The following is an 18785-nucleotide window of genomic DNA, read 5'->3' as shown; positions in this document are numbered from 1 at the left end:
AAGCGCATGGCCCGTGCTCCTCCCGGCGCATTATACTCGACGGGTGCCAGTCTCCCTTGCCGCCCTCGGGGCCCTCGTGGTCTCCCTCGACTCCTCCATCAACATCACCCTTCCCGCGCTGGCGGCCGCCTTCGGGACGGGGCCGGCGGGGGTGCGCTGGGTCATCATCTGCTACGTCCTCACCTACGCGCTGACCTCGCTCGGCGCGGGGCTCCTGGCCGATCGCCTCGGTCCCGGGCGGGTCTTCGGCGCCGGGCTCTGGCTCTCCGGTGCCGCCTTCCTCGGCTACCTGGCTGTCGGGTCGTTCGGGGCCTTGCTCGTTGCTCGCGTGGTGCAGGGAGTGGGCGGCGGCCTCGTGTACGGCACGGCGCCGGCGCTGGTGACGCTGGCGCTGCCCCGTGAGCGTCACGGCCGGGGGCTCGGGCGGCTGACGCTGGGGATGGGGGTGGGCTTCTCCGTGGGGCCCGCGGTCGGGGGCGTTCTCGTGGACGCCTTTGGCTGGCGGGCCGCGTTCCTCTTCCGCGCGCCGCTGGCGTTCGGCAGCGCGCTGGCCGCGACGCTCTGGCTCGGGCCCTCGCGCGGAGGCGGCGCCTGGCAGCTCCCCCCGAGGCGGGAGTGGCTCCGCTGGCCCGTGCTGCGCACGCTCTCGCTGGCCGCGCTGGCGAACTGGGCGCAGTTCGCCGTCTGGCTCCTGGCGCCGTTCTACCTCGTGGGCGTGCTCGGGCTCGCGCCGAGAGTCGGCGGCCTCCTGTTCATGCTCACGCCCCTGGGGACGGCGGCCGTGGCGCCGCTGGCCGGCTGGCTCACCGACCGGATCGGCAGCCGCCGACCGGTCCTGGCGGGACTCGTGGCCGAGGCCGCGGGGCTCTTCGCCATCGGCCGCTGCTCCGAGGCGACGGCGCCGGCATGGGTCGCCGCCGGCCTGCTCCTCGTGGGGCTCGGCCTCGGTCTCTTCCAGGTGCCCAATCTTTCCCAGGCCATGGCCGCCTTTCCGGCGGCGCGACAGGGAGTGGCCGGCGGACTGGCCTTCATGAGCCGGACCCTCGGCACGGTGCTCGGTGTCCAGGCGACGGCTATGGTGTTCAGCGCCCTCGAGGGCCGCCTCGGCTTTCCGGGCGCCTTCGGTGCCGCCTTCCTCGCTGCCGCCGCCGTCTGCGCGCTCGCCGCGCTGATTGCCTTGCTCCCTCCCGGGATGCCTGCGACCAGGCGGGCAACCGCGTGAGCCTCGGCCATCGCTGGGTGGTCCTCGGCGTCTGCACGCTCGCCTTCATGCAAACCCATATCCACCGCGTGGGCTTCGCCCCGCTCATCCCCATCTTCATCGCGGAGCTCGGCATCACGTACACGGCCGCGGGGACGATCATGACGGCGTACTTCTGGACCTACACGGCCGTGCAGGTGCCCATCGGCATCATGACCGATCGCCTCGGGGCGCGGCGCGTGATGCTCTCCTTCCTGACGGTGCTGCTGCTGGGCATCGGGGTGTTCGCCGCGAGCGCGAGCTACGCCCAGGGCCTCGTGGGCCGCTGCCTCGTGGGACTGGGCGCCGCGGCCGTGTGGTTGCCGGGGCTCCGGCTGATGAACGAGTGGTTCCCCCCGCGCGAGCGCGGGCGCGTCACCGGCATCTTCTCGGCGGGGGGCGGCATCGGTGGCACGGCGGCCCTGCTGGGGATCCCGCTCCTGGCCGACCGCTTCGGCTGGCGCCTGGGCTACGCCCTCACGGTCGTCCCGGCGCTCGTCACGCTGCTGGCCATCTTCCTCGTCATCCGCCCCGGGCCGCTCGTCACGGGGCAGGCCGCTTCGCGCCGCGCTCCCGATGGCCCCACCCTCGCGGCGACGGGCAGCGGCGGTCCGCTGGGGGACCTGCTGACCGTGCTCCGGATGCCGGCCCTGTGGACCTTCAACCTGGCGGTGCTCCTCTCCTACGGCGCCTACCTCAGTCTCGTGACGTGGCTGCCCGCCTTTCTCGTGCGCAGCGAGGGACTCAGCCGCTCGACGGCCGGACTGGTGACGGCGCTCATGACCTCGGGAACGATCATCTCGTGGCCGGCGGCGGGCCTCATCTCGGATCGGCTCGGGCGGCGGAAGGCGGTGTGGCTCTTCAGCCAGGGGATGAGCGTGCCCGTGTGCCTGGCCTTCGCGCTCGTCGTGCCCGGCTCGGGGGCCGGAGGGGCCGTCGCGGTGGCGGTCCTCACGGGGCTCGTGCTGGGTGGCATGGTCACCCCGTTCGTCATGATCACCGAGCTGTTCCCGTCGGAGCTGGTGGGCACCGCCTCCGGCGTCGTGAACACCTTCACCTTCCTCGGGGCGCTCGTGGTCCCCGTCCTGCTGGGGGTGGTGCTGGACGCCTCTGGCAGCTTCCCCGCGGCCTTCCTGGCCTGCGCCGCCGTGCAGGCGCTGGGGTTCGTGGCCGCCTGCTTCACGCGCGAGACCGGTCTTGCCGGCCGGCCGAGGTGAGAAAGGCGCGGTGAGGATCCTCGGCCGACACGGCCACCGGGCTATCCGGGGGCGTAGAGGCGGGCGAAGTACTCCTGGACCATCCGGTCGGAGGAGAAGCGCTCGGTCGCCATGCGGATCGACGCCCGCATCATCCGCGTCCAGCGCGCCGGATCGGCGAAGGCCGGGAGCACCTCGCCCTCGAGCGTGTCGAAGAGCGAGCGCAGGTCGGAGAGGTCCCGGCTGGCGTCGTTCTCCTCCCCGTCGCCGATGGCCCACCCCGTCTCGCCGGGCTCGCACCCTTCCGGCCACCAGCCGTCGAGCACGGAGAAGTTGAGCACCCCGTTCATGGCCGCCTTCATCCCGGAGGTGCCGCTGGCCTCCATCGGCCGCCGCGGCGTGTTGAGCCAGACGTCACAGCCGCGGGTGAGGAGGCGTCCCAGCCCCATGTCGTAGTTGTCGAGGAAGACGATGGACTCGGGCCACTGGCGGATGGTCTCGACCAGGAGCCCGATCACCGCCTTGCCCTCCTGATCGGCCGGGTGCGCCTTGCCGGCGAAGACCAGCTGCAGGCGCCGGTCCTTGAGGAGCGGAGCCAGACGCTCGGGATCGCGCAGCACGAGGTCCGGCCGCTTGTACGTCGCGGCGCGGCGGGCGAAGCCGATCGTGAGGGCGTTGCGGTCGAGGCGGACGCCGGTCCGGCGGTCCACCTCGGCCAGCAGCTCGTCCTTCAGCAGGCGGCGCGCGGCGCGGAGGGCCTCGTCGCTGGCGAGTGCCGCCCGGAGGCGCTTGTCCTGCCAGCTGCCCACGTGTACCCCGTTGGTGATGGCGATGATCGGGGCGGCATCCTCGACGTCGGCCCACATGGCGCGGGCGGTGTGCCCGTGGAGCTGAGCCACGGCGTTCGCCCGGCGCGCCAGCCTGAGCCCCGCCACGGTCATGTTGAACGGGTCGCCGCCGATCTCGCGCAGCTCCCCCTCCACGAGCTCGCAGCCCGCGCCCAGCCGCCCGAGGTCGGCCAGGGCATGCGTCTCGTTGCCCGCGGGCACGGGCGTGTGGGTCGTGAAGACGATGCGCTCGCGGGCCGCGCGCCGGGCCGAGTCGAAGTCCGCCCCGGCTTCCATGGCCGAGGCGATGAGCTCGAGGCCGGCGAAGACGGCATGCCCCTCGTTGAAGTGGTAGAGCTCGACGGGCAGGTGGAGCGCCGCCAGCGCGCGCACGCCGCCGATGCCGAGCAGCATCTCCTGGGCGATGCGGCAGTCGGGCCGCGTGTCGTAGAGCCTGTGGGTGATCCAGCGGTCTCGCGCGTTGACGGGCTCGAGGAGGAAGAGCGGGGCGATGGCATAGCGGCTGACGCGCCAGACCCGGCACTCGACCTCCCGCGCCGCGACACGCACGCGGATCCGCACGCGCGTGTCCACGAGGAAGTCGGTTCTCTGCTCGTGCCACTCATCCACGGGGGCGCCGTCGGGCCCGATCCGCTGGGTGACGTAGCCCTGCGCCCACCTGAGGCCGATCCCCACCACCGGTAGCCCCAGATCTCCAGCGGACTTGACGAAGTCGCCCGCCATCACGCCGAGGCCGCCCGCGTAGGAGGCGAACTCCTCATGCAGGCCGTACTCCATGGAAAAGTACGCGACGAGTGACATCAGGGCGCCCGCCGGGCGTCGACGTTGCCTTCCGGCTCTCGCCCCGACGCCCGGGGCGTCCCTGTCACCGCGTTGCTGCCCATGGCGCCTCCCCGTGACTCGATCGCCTCAGCATCGGTGCCCCCCCGCGCGCCGGGATGGCTGCCGGCCACTCGAGCGTCGAGATCCGGACTGGTCGGGCCCGCGGCTTGCGCCCACGGCCGCGCGCTGCTAGCGTGGGCCGAGGTCCAGCCGGCCCTGCGCGCAGGGCCGCATCCCGGAGGATGAGCGATGACCCATTACCAGGAGTTTACCCTGGCGGCCGTGCAGGCGGCACCCATCCCGTTCGATCGCGAGGCCTCCACCGAGAAGGCCTGCCGTCTCATCGAAGAGGCGGCGGCCCGGGGCGCGACGCTCGCGGCCTTCGGCGAGACCTGGCTGCCCGGCTACCCCTTCTTTGCCTTCAGCTCGCCGGGCCCGCTGTGGTGGAAGGCGGCTGCCGAGTACCTGGCCAATGCCGTCGAGATCCCGAGCCCCACCACCGACCGCCTCTGCGGCACCGCGCGCCGGGCGGGCATCGACGTGGTCATCGGCGTCGTCGAGCTGGACCCGCGCACGCGGGGGACAGTGTACTGCACGCTGCTCTTCATCGGGCGCGACGGCGCGATCCTCGGGCGGCATCGCAAGCTCAAGCCGACCCACGCCGAGCGCGCGATCTGGGGCGAGGGCGACGCCCGGGGCCTGCGCACCTACGACCGCCCCTACGGCCGGCTCAGCGGGCTCAACTGCTGGGAGCACAACATGGTGTTGCCCGGCTATGCGCTCATGGCGCAAGGGACGCAGGTCCACGTGGCGGCCTGGCCCGGGCGCGAGCCCTCCGTCGTGCCCCCCGCGCCGGTGTCGGTGTGGCCACGCCAGCTGCTCCTGTCGCGCGCCTTCGCCTCCCAGGCCGCGGCGTATGTCGTGATGGTGGGAGGCGTGCGGCTCCCCGACGACACCCCGGAGCGCTACCGGGAGCTGGCCACCTTCCATCACACGGGGGACAGCGCCATCATCGATCCGCGTGGCGAAATCATCGCCGGGCCCGCCAAGGGCGAGACGATCCTCACGGCGCACGGTTCGCTGGAGGCCGTGCTGGCTGCCAAGGCCGGATGCGACGTCGGGGGCCACTACTCGCGTCCCGACATCCTTCAGCTCCACATCGACGGCCGCCCGCTGGAGCGCGCGGTGGGCCTGGCGGCCTCGCAGGGCCCGCTTCCCGCGCCCGCCGGCTGCGGGCTCGACCTCGCCGCCAGCGAGCCCGAGCGCGCCGAGCAAGAGCGGGAGCGCCGCTGACCCGAAGCCGCAGCCCCCTTGCGCCTGGCGGTATAATCCGGGCCATGACGACTTCGCTGACCTCCACCCGCCATGCCGTCACCGATCTCGCCCAGGCCATGGAGCTGTGCTTCGAGAAGGGCTGGACCGACGGGCTCCCTGTGGTGCCGCCCACCGAAGCCGCGGTCCGCGACATGCTGGAAGCGGCGGAGCTCGCGCCCGGGGAGGAGCTCGCCTTCATCACGAACCGCCAGGTGGCGGTGACGGCCGAGAAGGTGGCCATCAACGCGGTGATGGCCGGCTGCCGGCCCGCCTTCATGCCGGTGGTGGTGGCGGCCATCGAGGGGATCGGCGATCCGCGCTGGGCCTACCACGGCCCGGGTACCTCCACGGCCGGCGCCGCGGTGCTCATGATCGTCAACGGCCCCATCGCGCGGGAGCTGGACTTCAACTGCGGCGACAACCTCTTCGGTCCCGGCTGGCGTGCCAACGCCACGGTCGGCCGCGCGGTGCGCCTCGTCATGCGCAACGTCATCGGCTCGCGTCCGGGCACGCTCGATCGCGGCACCCTCGGCCACCCGGGCAAGCTCAGCTACGTCATCGCCGAGAACGAGCTGGATAGCCCCTGGACGCCGCTGCACGTCGAGCGCGGCTTCAGGGCGGAGCAGAGCACGGTGACGGTCATGGCGGCGGAGGCGCCGCACCAGTTCTACAACCAGCTCTCGAGCACCGCGGCGGGCTTGCTCACCACGTGCTGCGACGACATGCGCATCTCCGGCAACGTGGTGGGCCAGTCGCAGTACGCGCTGGTCCTGGCCGGCGAGCACATGCGCACCATCTCGGCCGAGGGCTGGTCCAAGGCCGACGTCCGGTCCTTCGTCTTCGAGCACACCCAGAACACGGTCGCGCATCTCAAGCGGACCGAGCGCCTGGCGGGCCCCGTTGAGGCCGGGGACGAGCGGGCGCGCCGCCCCCTCGTGGCGAGTCCTGCGGACATCCTGGTGGTGGCCGCCGGCGGCCGCGCCGGCGCCTTCTCCGCCTACATCCCCGGCTGGGGCAGCCGCAAGGCTTCCGAGGCCGTGACCACACTCATCAAGGACAGGAGGGCGTGATGGCAGGCTTCGAGATCCTCGATCCGACCGTCGAACCCCGGCTGCAGCCCCTCACCTACGTCGCTCGCCCCGAGTCCCTCAAGGGACGGCGGATCGGGCTCGTCGAGAACACCAAGTTCAACTCCGACCGCCTGCTCCGGAAGATCGGCGATATCCTCGTCCACGAGTACGGCGCTGCCGAGGCGCGCATGTGGCGCAAGCGCAACTCGAGCGTTCCCGCCCACGACGAGATCATCGACGAGGCCAAGCGGGGCGTGGACGTGGTGGTCGCCGGCATCGGCGACTGAGGGTCCTGCTCGTCGGGCAGTGTGCTCGACGGAATCCTCTTCGAGAAGGTCGGCGTCCCGGCGGCGGCCATCGTGACCGACGTCTTCGAGAGCACGGGCCGCGCCATGGCCCGGTCGTGGGGTGTTCCGGATTATCGCTTCCTGTCCATGCCCCATCCCATCGCCAACCTCACCGAGGCCCAGCTCGACCAGCGCGCGCGGGAGATCGCGCCGGAGGTCGTGAAGCTGATCCTCCAGGGGCAGGAGTAGCGCGGCCGGATCCGCCGGCGTGGCTGACGCGGCGGAGTACCGGCCGCCCTGGTGGTACCGCGGGCGCCATCTCTAGACCATCTGGGGGCCGCTGGTGCGGCGCCCGCCCCGTCCCGCGCTACGGCGGGAGCGCGGGGAGACGCCGGACGGCGACTTCCTCGACCTCGACAGGCTCGTGGGCGGTCGCGGCCCCTTCGTCCTCATCCTTCACGGCCTCGAGGGCTCGTCCGTGTCCCACTACGCCGCCGGGCTGCTCGCGGAGGTCGCGGCGCTGGGCTGGCGAGGCGCGGTGGTCAACTTCCGGTCGTGCAGCGGCGAGCTGAACCGGCTCCCGCGGCTCTACCACTCCGGTGAGACCGGAGACCTCGGCTGGGTGATTGAGCCACGGCAGTGAGCGGTTCGGCGTCGGCATCGCCCGGACGCCGCGGGCCCGTGTGGACAGTCCCCCGCCGGGATCTCTGCCCCGACAGGAGCCCCTCATGATGGATTGGAAGAGCCTCGGCGAGGAGGCCGTCGATCTCCTCCGGCGCTATCTGATGGTGGACACGACCAACCCGCCGGGGAAGGAGACCGACGGCGCGCGCTTTCTCGCCCAGGTGCTGGATGCCAACGGCCTCACATGCGAGATCGTGGAGTCCGCGCCGGGCCGCGGCAACCTCGTGGCGCGCCTTCGCGGCGACGGGTCGCTGCCCGGCATCGTCCTCCACCATCACATCGACGTGGTGTACGCGGCCCGCCGCTACTGGACCGTGGATCCCTTCGGCGGCGTGATCCAGGACGGCTACCTGTACGGCCGCGGCGCGCTGGACATGAAGTCCACCGGCGTTCTCCAGCTGGCGGCGGTGCTCGCCCTCCGGCGGGCGCGCGTTCCCCTCAAGCGCGACCTGATCCTGCTCGCCACGGCCGACGAGGAGGCGGGGAGCCGCTTCGGCGCGCAGTGGGTCGCCGACGAGCGGCGCCAGTGGCTCGCCGGCGCCGAGTACGCGCTCTCCGAGCTGGGCTTCATCGCCGCCCGGCCCGGCGCGAAGGCGCCGCTGGGCAGCATCGTGATCTCGGAGAAGACGGGGCTGCCGCTCAGGCTCACCGCGCGGAGCGCTCCCGGGCACGGCTCCATGCCGTGGCCGGACACGGCGCCGCACCGGCTCATCCGCGCGCTGGGGCGCCTGCTGGCCGCGGAGCGCCCCCCCCGCATCCTGCCCGAGACCCGGGAGTACTTCGCGCGGCTCGGCTCCGTCCTGCCCGGAGACCAGGCGTCGGGTCTCGACGACCTCGATCGTTTCCTCCAGGACCCGGCCTTCCGTGCCCGCTTCTACGGGAGCCCGCACCACGCGGCCATGGTCCGTACCACGTTCGCCGTGACCATGCTCAAGGGCAGCGAGAAGCGCAACGTCATCCCGCCCGAGGCCGTGGCGGAGATCGACTGCCGGATGCTCGCCGGCGAAGACCCCGAGGAGATCCGGGACTGGGTGCGGCAGGTCGTGGCGGACGGAGAGGTGGAGGTCGAGATCACCTCGCCCCCCAAGCAGCCGAATCTCTCGCCGCCGGACACGGAGCTCTACAAGCACCTGGCCGACGCGCTCCGCGGCCGGGCGCCGGGCGTCGTGGTGGTTCCGGAGATCCTCGTGGGCTTCACCGACAACTGGGTCTTCCGGCGCTGTGGCTTGCACGGCTACGGCTTCGGCCCCTTCGTCCTGGACGACGGCGAGGTCCGGCGCATCCACGGCAACGACGAGCGCATCTCGCTCGAGAACGTCGTCGCGGGGGCCCGGGCCTACACCGAGATGCTCCTGGCCGTCGCCGGGGCGTGAGGGGCCCGCCGCCCCGCGCGCACGAGGTGCGCCTCAGGCGAGTGCGGGCACCGCGGGCGGGATCCTGTCCGCCCAGGGACAGGCCGCCTCGAAGGCCGCCGCGGCCCGGAGCACCATGGCTTCCTGGCGGCGTCGCCCGACGATCTGCAGTCCGACCGGAAGCCCCGACCGCGTGAAGCCGCAGGGTACCGAGATGACCGGGAGCCCCGTGACCGTGATGCCGTAGGTCAGGAAGAACCACTGGGTGTAGTTGTCGAGCGGCTTGCCGTTGATCTCGGTAGGGTAGGGCTTCTCGACGGGGAACGGCGGCACGGCCACCGTCGGCAGGATGAGCAGATCGTGCGTCTCCATGAAGGCCCTGACCCGGTACCAGAGCGCCGTCCTGGCCTTCTCCGCGCGGGCGATGTCGCGGGGCGCGAGCTTGAGCCCCTGCTCGATGTTCCACACGAGCCCCTTCTGCATCTCATCCCGCCACTCGGGCAGCTTGTCGGCGTGCATCGCCACCATGGTGAGTCCGCGGGTGCCCAGCACGATGTCGTTGACCTCGCCGAAGTCGGGGCACGCGGCCTGGACCCGGGCGCCGAGGGCACGAAAGGGGCGCGTCGCTCCCGCGGCCACGGCCGCCACCTCGGCATCGACGGGGACGAGCCCGTCGAGATCGGGGGTCCAGGCCACGCGCCAGCCCCGGATCGACGGCGCCTTCACGGCCCGGAGGAACCGGCGCGCCTCCACGTCATAGGACAGTGGCGCCCGGTCGTCCGGCCCGGCGATCACCGACAGCATGAGCGCGGTGTCGGCCACCGTCCGGGCCATGGGGCCGGTGACGGAGAGCGAGTCCCATGCCAGCTCCACCGGGTATTTCGGGATGAGGCCCGGGGTGGTGCGGAAGCCGACGACGCCGCAGAAGGCCGCGGGGATCCGGAGCGAGCCGCCGAGATCGGAGCCCTGCGCGAGGGGGCCCATGCCGGTGGCCAGCGCCACAGCCGCCCCGCCGCTGGAGCCGCCGCAGGTCAGCGCGGGGTTCCACGGGTTCCGCGTCGCGCCGAAGACGGCGTTGAAGGTGTTGCCGCCGGCGCCGAACTCCGGGGTGTTCGTCTTCCCGACGACGATGGCGCCCGCCGCCTTCAGGCGCTGGACGATCAGCGCGTCCTCCTCGGGGACGTGATGCTCGTAGATCTTGGAGCCCCACGTGGTGCGGATGCCCCTGGTGGGGGTCAGATCCTTGATCGACACCGGCACCCCGTGAAGTGGAGGCAGCGCCGCGCCCTTTCGCCCCAGGGCGGTCGTCGCGCGCCGTGCGGCCTGGAGCGCCTGTTCGCGGACCACGGTGACGTAGGCGTTGAGCGTCGGGTTCACGGCGTCGATGCGCGCCAGCGTGGCCTGCATCACCTCGAGCGGCGAGGTCTTGCGGGCCCGGAACAGCCGGGCGAGCTCGGTGGCGGGCGTGAAGCAGAGATCGCGGTCACTCACGGCGGGCCTCCTCGGGTCTGCGGCGGTCTACAGGACCTTGCGCGGGTCGAGTGCGTCCCGGAGCCCGTCGCCGATGAAGTTGATGGCCAGGACGGTCAGGAAGATCGCCGTCCCAGGGAAGATGGCCCAGTGGGGTGCGAAGTCGAGATTGTCCTTGGCGTCGAAGAGGATTCGCCCCCAGGTGGGGATGTCCGGCGGGAAGCCCAGCCCCAGGAAGGAGAGCGTGGACTCGGCGATGATCGCCGTGGCCACGTCGATGGTCCCCGCCACGATCACCGGCCCGATGGCATTGGGGAGGATGTGCCGGACGACCTGCCGAAGGGGCGGAGCTCCCAGTCCCCGGGCCGCCTCAACGAACTCCTTCTCGCGCAGGGTGAGGAACTGGGCGCGGACGAGCCGGGCGACGGGCATCCAGCGCAGGCCCCCGATCACCGCGACGATCAGGATGAAGATGCCCAGCTCGGGGCCGAAGGCCTTCCGGAGCGCGTCCCGGAAGAGGTAGACGATCAGCAGCAGCAACGGCAGCTGCGGCAGCGACAGAAAGAGGTCGGTGAGGCGCATGAGCGCGTTGTCCAGGACGCCGCCGGCCTGCCCGGAGGCGGCGCCGATGGCCGTGCCGACGGTGATCGCGATGAGCATCGCGGCCACGCCCACGGCGAGCGAGATGCGACCGCCGTAGAGCATGCGCGCCAGCAGGTCCTGGCCGAGGTCGTCGGTGCCCAGGGGATGGAAACGTGACGGCGCCTTCAGCTTCGCCTTGAAGTCGATCTCGTTGACCGGCACGGTATAGACGAGGGGCCCGACGAGCACGGCGAGCACCATGGCGCCGAGGACCAGGGCGCCGACCGTGGCGAGCCGGTGGCGGCGGAAGCGCCGCCAGGCCTCGGCCCACAGCGAATCGCTTCCGCCCGCGGCGCGGACCGCCAGCTTCCCTGCCACCGCGTCCGCTGCCATGCCGTCGGGAGCCATGGATCGGTCCCGCGCTACCGGTACGAGATCCGGGGATCGAGCCAGCCGTAGACGATGTCGGCCAGCAGGTTGGACAGCACCACCAGACACGAGAAGACAAAGGTGACCGCCATGATGACGGGTGTGTCGTTGGACAGGATGGAGGCGATGAGGAGCGAGCCGATGCCAGGCACGCGGAAGATCTGCTCGGTCACCACCGCGCCGGCGAAGATGCCCGGGATCTGGAGCGCGAGCAGCGTGACGACCGGGATGAGGGCGTTCCGCACCACGTGCTTGACCACGGTGATGCGCTCCGAGAGCCCCTTGGCCCGGGCCGTGTTGACGTAGTCGAGCCGGATCACCTCCAGCACCGAGGAGCGGACGAAGCGGGTGAGCGTGGCGCCCTGGAAGAGCCCCAGCACCGCGATGGGCATGATGCCCTGCTTGATGCTGGCCCAGAGCCAGGCGAGCCCCTGGGCGTCGATGTCGGCCCGGTAGATGAACGGGAGCCAGTCGAGGTAGATGCTGAAGAGGAGGATGAAGAGGAGCCCGGTGAAGAAGGTGGGCAGCGAGAAGCCGACGAAGGCCAGCGTGGTGGCGATCTGGTCGAAGACCGAGTACGGGCGCGTGGCCGACAGGATCCCGATGGGCAGCGCCACCAGGATCCCCAGCACCAGGGCGGAGCCCAGGACGAAGAGGGTCGTCGGCAGGCGCTGCAGGATGAGAGTGTCCACGTCGACGCGGCTCACGAAGGAGAAGCCCCAGTCCCCCTTGAGCATGGAGGTGAACCAGCGCACGTAGCGGATGGCGATGGGGTCGTCGAGGCCGAACTGCAGACGGAGGTTGGCCCGCACCTCGGGGGGGACATTGGGGTTGGTGGCGAGCTCCTCGAAGGGGTCGCCGGGCGCCAGTGCGAGCACCGCGAAGAGGACGACGCTGATCCCGACGAGCGAGGGGATGGAGATCAGCAGGCGGCGGAGGACGTACTTGGACATGGAGCGAGGGGGCCGGGCAGGGCGCCCGGCCCCCCGTCAGGGCTCTCCGCCTACCCCTCGCGGTACCAGTTCGGCAGGTTCCAGAAGTCGGAGTCCCACCCGCTCTGCTCGGCCCGCAGCCGGTTGGAGATGGCAGCCACCCGGGGGCGGAACACCACCGGGATGACCACGACGTTCTGGATCACGAGATCGTTCATCTTGACGAACAGCGCCGCGCGCTTGACGGGATCCAGCTCGCTCTCCGCCGCGCGGTACGTCTTGTCGTACTCCTCGCTCCGCCAGCGCGTGATGTTCCGGCCCTGCCACTTGTTGGCCTTGGAGGCGACCTCCCAGGACGTGAACTGGTTCATGAACAGCTCGGCGTCGGGCTGTGTCATCGTGGTCGTGTACATCTGGATGTCGGTGTAGAACTTCGTGTAGGTGTCGGGGTTGGCCACGTCCGACGAGAAGTAGACGGACGCGGTCACCGACTTGAGCTCCATGTCGATCCCGGCCCTGGCGGCCGCCTGCTTGACGATCTGCTGCGTCTTCTGCCGCGGGGCGTTGATGGAGGTCTGGAACACCATCTTGAGCTTGACGCCTCCCTTGGCGCGGAGGCCGTCCGGACCCTTCTTCCAGCCCGCGGCTTCCAGGATCTGGTTCGCCTTGTCGATGTTGAGATCCCACCTCGTGTTCTTGGAGGCGAAGCGCGCCGGCTGGTTGAGGAAGTTGGCGGTGGCGATGCCGGTGCGGCCGTAGATCTGCTCCTGGACGGACCCGCGATCCACCAGGAGGTTCAGCGCCAGGCGCACGGCCGGGTCGGTGAGGAAGGGGTGCTTCGTCTTGGCGCTCGATCGCTCCCCCTCGACCTCCTTCCACGGGTCGGTGTTGTTGAGCTGGATGTGCTCGATGTTGCCGCCGGCCACGATGTCGGCGCGCCCCTTGCCGCCCTGCTCGAGCCGTTTGAGGATCTCGTCCTCCACCTGCAGGTTCCAGGCGTAGTCGTACTCGGCGGTCTGGATCACGGCCCGGGCCGCCGAGATCGCATCGCCGCCCCCCTTCATCTCGATGGTGTCGAAGGAAGGCCGGTTGGGCATGTGGTAGGCGGGGTTGAGCTCGCCCCGGACCACGTCCCCGGGCTTGAAGTCCACGAACCGGTAGGCCCCGGTGCCCACCGGCTTGAGGTTGTTGGGCGCCTCGCGGCTCTTGCCCCCCTTGTAGGCCTCGAAGAGGTGCTTGGGGATGAGCATGCCGCGCACGCCGCAGAAGACGTCGGCCCAGAAGGGCGTGGGCTTCGGGAAGAGGACCTTGACGGTGTGGCTGTCGACCTTCTCGACCTTCACGTCCTTGTAGGTGCCGATGCTGACGGCCGCGGTGGCGGGGTCGGCCGCGTACTCCCAGTTGAAGACGCAGTCGTCGGCCGTGAAGGGCTTGCCGTCGTGCCACGAGACGCCCCGCTTGAGCTTCCACGTCACCGACTTGCCGTCCCGGGCGAGCCCGCCGTTCTGGATCGAGGGGATCTCGGCGGCGAGGATCGGCACGAGGGTCCCGTCGGGATCCCAGGAGGCCAGGGGCTCGTAGAAGATCCGCGAGCCGTCCTGGTCCTTGGTGCCCACCGCGAAATGCGGGTTCAGCAAGGTGGCGCCCTGCCACCACAGCGCCTTGAGCGCCCCGCCGCCTCCCCGCTTCGTCGGTTTGTAGGCGAGCTTGCCCTGCGCCTGGGCCACCCCGGCCGAGGCCAGCATCTGGCCGGCCATCGGCGCGGTGAGCCCGAGGCCCACCATCATCTGGACGAAGCGCCGGCGGCTCAGCGCGCCGGCCTTCACCTGAACGATCAGCGACCTGAGTTCGCGCTCTTCCATGGACTTCCTCCCTGGGGATGTGTCAGGAACGACTGGACGGTTGCCCCCTTATAGTCTCGCCCCCGGAAACTGTCAAGGTCGGCGCGGGGTTCCACTCATGGCTCCTTATAAGCAGGACCGGCGGGCGTGTCAAGGTGCCCGGGCCGGGCCGAGCATGCGCACGGCCAGCTGGATCGCCTCGATCATGCTCTCGGGGTTCGCGATGCCCTGCCAGGCCCGGTCGAAGGCCGTGCCGTGATCCACCGACACGCGCAGGAAGGGCAGCCCCACCGTCACGTTGACCCCCGACAGCCCCGTCCAGGTCCCGCTCTGCTGGTCGTAGGTGAAGCCCAGCGTCTTCACCGGAACATGCCCCTGGTCGTGGTACATGGCGACGACGATGTCGAATTCTCCGCCGCGGGCGCGGGAGAAAAGAGTGTCCGCCGGCAGCGGTCCGTGGACTTCGAGCCCTTCCAGGCGCGCGGCCTCCACGGCCGGGACGATCTCTCGCTGCTCCTCGTCCCCGAAGAGACCGCCCTCCCCCGCGTGGGGGTTGAGCCCGCACACCGCGATCCTGGGGCGCGCGGCCCCGAGGCTCGTCATGGCCCGGTGGGCGAGACGCACGACGCCGAGCACGCGATCGCGGGTCACGAGGTCGGGCACGCGCCTGAGCGCCACATGGGTCGTGACGTGGATCACCCGCAGGTCCGGCGCCACGAGCAGCATCGCGAAGTCCCTCGTCCCGGAGAGCCGGGCGAGGATCTCCGTGTGCCCGGTGTGTTCGCATCCCCCCGCCGCCAGCGACTCCTTGTTGATGGGCGCGGTGACGATGGCGTCGAGCTGGCCGTCCTGGCACAGCGCCACCGCTCGCTCGATGTAGGCGTAGGCGGCCCGCCCCGCCTCGGGGCTCACCGCGCCCTTCGGAAGCGCCGCGGGATCCACGTTCCGGAGATCGAGGCATTCGATGGTGCCGGGGGCGAAGGCGCACTCGGCGAGGCCGCTCACGGCGTGGAGCCGCAGCGGGGAGTGGAGGAGATCGAGGGTTGCCTGGAGGGTGGCGCCGTCGCCCACGACGAGGGCCCGGCATGTCGAGGCGACCTGCGGGGTGGCCAGCGCCTTGGCGGTGATTTCCGGACCGACGCCGGCCGGGTCGCCCATGGTGATGCCGAGCCGGGGAAGAGGAGCGCTCATCGTCGGGTTCCTGTGATGAGGGTGACGAACAGCTCCGGCGGGCCGAAGCCACCCGCCTTGGTGAGGAGCCTCCGCCCCGACCTCCGGGGCCCCGAGGCGCCGGGGACGATCATCTCGCCCAGCGCGAGCCCGGGCCCCGGCGCCCCCAGGAGCTCGAGCCGAGCGGCGCCCAGGGCGCGCGTCAGTGCCAGCGCGGTCTCGCCTCCGGTGGCGCAGACCAGGGCTGGCGTCGCCACCGAGAGCGCTGCTGTCGCGGCGCAGGCCAGGCGCTTGGCCATCTGGGCACGCTCGAGCCGTCCGGGCGACGCGGCGGGCACGCGCGCGGCCACGAACGCAGGCTCGTCGGCGGCCAGCGCTGCGACGATGCCCGCCGGATCTGGTCGGCTACCGCCGGGCTCGATCCAGAGGCCCGTCACGCCGGCGGTAGCCAGCGTCTCGATCTGCGCGGTCGTCGCGGGATGCAGGCTGCCGGCGACGATGAGCCAGGCTCGCCCTGCCGGCAGGGGCGCGGGGTCGCCGGCGTGGCCGAGCGCGCTCGCGAGCCGGCGCGCCAGCCCAGCCGAGCCGGCCAGGAGCGTGGCCGGCAGGGCGATGACGGCCCGCGCGAGGGCGTCGAGATCAGCCTCGGTGACGGCGTCGGCGACGACGAGGGGAGGCGCTGCTCGCGCGAGCGCGTGCCGGAGCGCCTCGTCGCCGCGGCGGACCGTCTCGAGCGGGACGTGGCCCACGGGATGCCCGAGCTGCCCGGCCAGGATCTCGAGGAGGTCGGAGGTCGGCGCGGGGTAGTCGGGGTCGCGTCCCACCGGAGACTCGTGAGCGGGGAGGCCGTGGATTCGCAGGATGCCCCCGACCACGGTCCGGCGCTCCGCCGGGAAGGCCGGGCACACCAGCGCCGTCCTGGCCGCGGCGGCGGAGCACAGGGCCACCACCTCGGCGCCGACGGCGCCCCGCATGCTGGAGTCGATCTTCTTGAAGACGCGGCCGTGGCGCAGGCGCGGACCCATCCGGCCGGCGGCGCGGCGGATCCGGTCGGCGGCCTCGGCAGGAGGGAGCGCGCGGCTCTCGGTGTCCACGGAGGCGACGTTCCAGTCCGCGCCGGGGGCGGCGGGCTCCACGAAGAGGCCCACGCGGCCGGGGCCCGCGAAGGGAGCGCCGGCGTCGCAGGCGCCCGTGAGGTCATCGGCGAGGATGGTGAGCGGCATGGATGCTCTAAACCCTAGCACAGCCGGCTCCGCCGGGGACGGTGCCGGCGAGCCGCGTGTATACTGGCTCCATGCCATGTGGAGCCCGTGCGGCGATCCTCGCGCTGTCGCTCCTGGCAACGGTCCTCTTCGCGGCGCTCTCGCCCGCGGCGCCGGGGCAGGAGGCCGTGCAGGCGCTGGATCTCATCAAGCTCCAGCGTCTCCAGCAGGCCAGGGACTTCCAGACGCCCACGTCGGACCAGGGACCCGTGAAGCTGTCGGACTTCAGGGGCAAAGTTGTCTTTCTCAATTTCTGGGCCACCTGGTGCCCTCCGTGCAAGGAAGAGATGCCGGCCATGGAGCGCCTCTACCGCAAGTACAGGGCGAAAGGGCTCGTGGTCCTGGCGGTATCCATGGACTCGGAGGGCGCCTCCGTCGTCGTCCCCTTCGTCAAGCAGCACGGCCTCACCTTCCCCGTCGGGCTCGACTCCAAGGGGACGGTGGCGAGCCTCTACGGCGTCCGGGCCGTGCCCTCCACCATGATCATCGACAGGCAGGGGAATCTCACGCTGATCGCGCTGGGGCCCCGGGAGTGGGATGGCAAGCCCGCCCACTCTCTCTTCGAGTCCATGCTCAGGTAAAGGATGCCAGGTGACTGAATCACTTGGTGTCTTCGTCGCATTCACTGCCGGCCTCTTCTCCTTCCTCTCGCCCTGCGTCCTCCCGTTGTTCCCCTCCTATCTCTCATTCATCACCGGCATGTCAGTGGATCGCCTGGCGGGGGAGGTGACGGCCGCGGCGCGGACGCGGGTGATGCTGCACTCCCTGGCCTTCATCGTGGGCTTCAGCACGGTCTTCGTGAGCCTGGGGGCCTCGTTCAGCGCCGCCGGGCAATTCCTCCTGGACTACAGCGACTGGATCCGGATTGCGGGCGGCACCCTGATCGTGGTCTTCGGCCTGTACATCGCCGGCGTCCTCAAGTTCGCGGCCCTGGGGCGAACGCACCAGATCCGGATCCGGAGCAAGCCCACCGGGCTCCTCGGCTCCTTCGCCGTCGGGCTCACCTTCGCCATCGGCTGGACGCCATGCGTGGGGCCCATCCTCGGCTCCATCCTCACGCTGGCGAGCAACGACAGGACCGTGGGCGAGGGCGTCGGCCTCCTCCTGGCCTACTCGGCGGGGCTGGGCGTGCCCTTCCTCCTCTTTTCGCTCGCGCTGGGCGGCTTTCTCAAGTTCTTCAAACGCTACCGCCCGCTCCTCCCCGTGGTGGAGCGCGCGGCCGGCGTCCTGCTCGTCGCCGTGGGGCTGCTGGTCGCGAGCAACTACTACGTCGTGCTGAACGCGTGGGCCATCGGCCTCACGCCGGCGTGGCTGCTGCGGCGCCTCTGATGCGCGTCCGCGTCCGCGTTCCCGCCACCTCCGCCAACCTGGGCCCGGGCTTCGACGTGCTGGGGCTGGCGCTCGGGCTCCACAACGAGATGGCGTTCGAGGAATCCGAAGGGGTGGCTGTGTCCATCGAGGGCGAGGGCGCAGGCCGGCTCGCGACGGGAGAAGACAACGTGGTGGTGAAGGGTGCGCGCATGGCCTTCCAGGCTGCGGGGCGTCCGTGGCGGGGCGTGACGCTTCACTGCGTGAACCGCATCCCGCCCAGCCGCGGGCTGGGCTCGAGCGCCGCGGCCTGGGTGGGCGGCCTCGTGGGGGGGAATGCCCTCTGCGGCGCGCCGCTCGACCGGGACGCCCTCCTCAGGCTTGCCGCCCGCGCCGAGGGGCACCCCGACAACGTGACGGCGGCCCTCCTGGGCGGGCTGACAGTCTCCTGCTGGGCCGGCGACCGCGTGGCCGCGGCGTCCCTGCCGGTGCCGGCCGACCTCTGCTGGGTCGTGCTCGTGCCGGAGGCCGAGGGCTGCACGGCCGAGGCCCGCGCGGCATTGCCCGAAAGCTATCCGCGGGCCGACGCGGTGTTCAACCTGCAGCGCGTGAGCTTGCTCGTCGCCGCGCTCGCGACCGGCAAATCCGACTTGCTCGGCGTGGCGATGGAGGACCGCCTCCATCAGCCCTTTCGCCTCAAGCTGTTTCCGTGGCTCGCCGGGGTCCTCCCCGCCGCGGTCCACGCGGGCGCGCTCGCCTGCGCGCTGTCCGGCGCCGGGCCCTCGGTCCTGGCCGTCGCTCGGGGGCCAGGGGACGACGTGGGACGCGCGATGGAGGGCGCCCTCCGCCGAGCCGGCGTGGCGGGCCGAGCGCTCGCGCTCGCTGCCGACACCACCGGCACCAGCGTGGAGCAGGTCGCGCGCTAGCGGGGACCGGTGGACAGGCGTTCACGGCTTGACCCATCCCGCTGCCGGCGGG

General features: G+C 71.6%; 18 protein-coding genes. 11 read left to right on the top strand and 7 right to left on the bottom strand.

What is annotated here, in order from left to right; genetic code table 11:
- Positions 1 to 43: 43 nt before the first annotated feature.
- Both HYV93_17445 and HYV93_17440 read left to right on the top strand, forming a co-directional pair.
- Positions 44 to 1222 carry an MFS transporter gene (locus HYV93_17445; GenBank protein MBI2527754.1) on the top strand — a complete coding sequence of 393 codons (1179 nt, stop codon included), beginning with the start codon at positions 44 to 46 and terminating at the stop codon, positions 1220 to 1222.
- Positions 1219 to 2457, top strand: a complete 1239-nt coding sequence (locus HYV93_17440; protein ID MBI2527753.1) for an MFS transporter — start codon at positions 1219 to 1221, stop codon at positions 2455 to 2457. Before HYV93_17445 ends, HYV93_17440 begins: the two co-directional genes overlap by 4 nt.
- 41 nt (positions 2458 to 2498) lie before the next feature.
- Here HYV93_17440 and glgP read toward each other — a convergent pair whose 3' ends face one another.
- Positions 2499 to 4085 (bottom strand): alpha-glucan family phosphorylase, encoded by a 1587-nt coding sequence (gene glgP, locus HYV93_17435; GenBank protein ID MBI2527752.1) that lies wholly within the window; start codon positions 4083 to 4085, stop codon positions 2499 to 2501.
- 270 nt (positions 4086 to 4355) lie between these two features.
- Between glgP and HYV93_17430 the strand changes: the two genes are divergently transcribed.
- The 6 genes from HYV93_17430 (at position 4356) to HYV93_17405 (ending at position 8834) form a co-directional block, all read left to right on the top strand.
- Positions 4356 to 5399 (top strand): carbon-nitrogen hydrolase family protein, encoded by a 1044-nt coding sequence (locus HYV93_17430; GenBank protein MBI2527751.1) that lies wholly within the window; start codon positions 4356 to 4358, stop codon positions 5397 to 5399.
- 44 nt (positions 5400 to 5443) lie between these two features.
- Entirely contained in the window at positions 5444 to 6490 is a 1047-nt protein-coding gene (locus tag HYV93_17425) for a hypothetical protein (GenBank protein MBI2527750.1), read from the top strand.
- Positions 6490 to 6777 (top strand): hypothetical protein, encoded by a 288-nt coding sequence (locus HYV93_17420; GenBank protein MBI2527749.1) that lies wholly within the window; start codon positions 6490 to 6492, stop codon positions 6775 to 6777. Before HYV93_17425 ends, HYV93_17420 begins: the two co-directional genes overlap by 1 nt.
- A gap of 21 nt (positions 6778 to 6798) precedes the next feature.
- Positions 6799 to 7026, top strand: coding sequence for a hypothetical protein (locus HYV93_17415; protein ID MBI2527748.1), 228 nt, complete (start codon positions 6799 to 6801; stop codon positions 7024 to 7026).
- Positions 7027 to 7120: 94 nt separating this feature from the next.
- A complete protein-coding gene (locus tag HYV93_17410; GenBank protein MBI2527747.1) occupies positions 7121 to 7420 on the top strand; it encodes a hypothetical protein in 300 nt (99 codons plus the stop codon).
- An 85-nt stretch (positions 7421 to 7505) separates the two neighbouring features.
- Complete coding sequence (locus tag HYV93_17405) at positions 7506 to 8834, top strand: M20/M25/M40 family metallo-hydrolase (GenBank protein MBI2527746.1); 1329 nt, start codon at positions 7506 to 7508, stop codon at positions 8832 to 8834.
- Positions 8835 to 8867: 33 nt separating this feature from the next.
- Here HYV93_17405 and HYV93_17400 read toward each other — a convergent pair whose 3' ends face one another.
- The 6 genes from HYV93_17400 to HYV93_17375 form a co-directional block, all read right to left on the bottom strand.
- Positions 8868 to 10304, bottom strand: a complete 1437-nt coding sequence (locus HYV93_17400) for an amidase (protein ID MBI2527745.1) — start codon at positions 10302 to 10304, stop codon at positions 8868 to 8870.
- 27 nt (positions 10305 to 10331) lie between these two features.
- The gene (locus tag HYV93_17395) at positions 10332 to 11273 is read right to left on the bottom strand and encodes an ABC transporter permease (GenBank protein MBI2527744.1); all 942 of its coding nucleotides are present in this window, start codon (positions 11271 to 11273) and stop codon (positions 10332 to 10334) included.
- A gap of 14 nt (positions 11274 to 11287) precedes the next feature.
- Positions 11288 to 12247 (bottom strand): ABC transporter permease, encoded by a 960-nt coding sequence (locus HYV93_17390; protein ID MBI2527743.1) that lies wholly within the window; start codon positions 12245 to 12247, stop codon positions 11288 to 11290.
- Positions 12248 to 12297: 50 nt separating this feature from the next.
- On the bottom strand, positions 12298 to 14088 hold the full coding sequence (locus HYV93_17385; protein ID MBI2527742.1) for a peptide ABC transporter substrate-binding protein: 1791 nt from the start codon (positions 14086 to 14088) through the stop codon (positions 12298 to 12300).
- 129 nt (positions 14089 to 14217) lie between these two features.
- The gene (gene pdxA, locus HYV93_17380) at positions 14218 to 15258 is read right to left on the bottom strand and encodes a 4-hydroxythreonine-4-phosphate dehydrogenase PdxA (GenBank protein MBI2527741.1); all 1041 of its coding nucleotides are present in this window, start codon (positions 15256 to 15258) and stop codon (positions 14218 to 14220) included.
- The gene (locus HYV93_17375) at positions 15255 to 16460 is read right to left on the bottom strand and encodes a four-carbon acid sugar kinase family protein (GenBank protein ID MBI2527740.1); all 1206 of its coding nucleotides are present in this window, start codon (positions 16458 to 16460) and stop codon (positions 15255 to 15257) included. Before HYV93_17375 ends, pdxA begins: the two co-directional genes overlap by 4 nt.
- A 71-nt stretch (positions 16461 to 16531) precedes the next feature.
- Here HYV93_17375 and HYV93_17370 point away from each other — a divergent pair, with 71 nt between their 5' ends.
- Genes HYV93_17370 through HYV93_17360 form a run of 3 tightly spaced genes read left to right on the top strand, consistent with a single transcriptional unit; the run spans position 16532 to position 18733 of the window.
- Positions 16532 to 17080 (top strand): TlpA family protein disulfide reductase, encoded by a 549-nt coding sequence (locus HYV93_17370; GenBank protein MBI2527739.1) that lies wholly within the window; start codon positions 16532 to 16534, stop codon positions 17078 to 17080.
- Positions 17037 to 17828 carry a cytochrome c biogenesis protein CcdA gene (locus tag HYV93_17365; GenBank protein MBI2527738.1) on the top strand — a complete coding sequence of 264 codons (792 nt, stop codon included), beginning with the start codon at positions 17037 to 17039 and terminating at the stop codon, positions 17826 to 17828. Before HYV93_17370 ends, HYV93_17365 begins: the two co-directional genes overlap by 44 nt.
- On the top strand, positions 17828 to 18733 hold the full coding sequence (locus tag HYV93_17360; GenBank protein ID MBI2527737.1) for a homoserine kinase: 906 nt from the start codon (positions 17828 to 17830) through the stop codon (positions 18731 to 18733). The genes HYV93_17365 and HYV93_17360 overlap by 1 nt, the downstream gene beginning before the upstream one ends.
- Positions 18734 to 18785 lie beyond the last annotated feature (52 nt).

This window comes from Candidatus Rokuibacteriota bacterium, assembly GCA_016188005.1.
Lineage (GTDB): Bacteria > Methylomirabilota > Methylomirabilia > Rokubacteriales > CSP1-6 > UBA12499.
The sequence above is the reverse complement of the archived record's forward strand: the minus strand, read 5'-3'. Positions and strand labels throughout refer to the sequence as shown.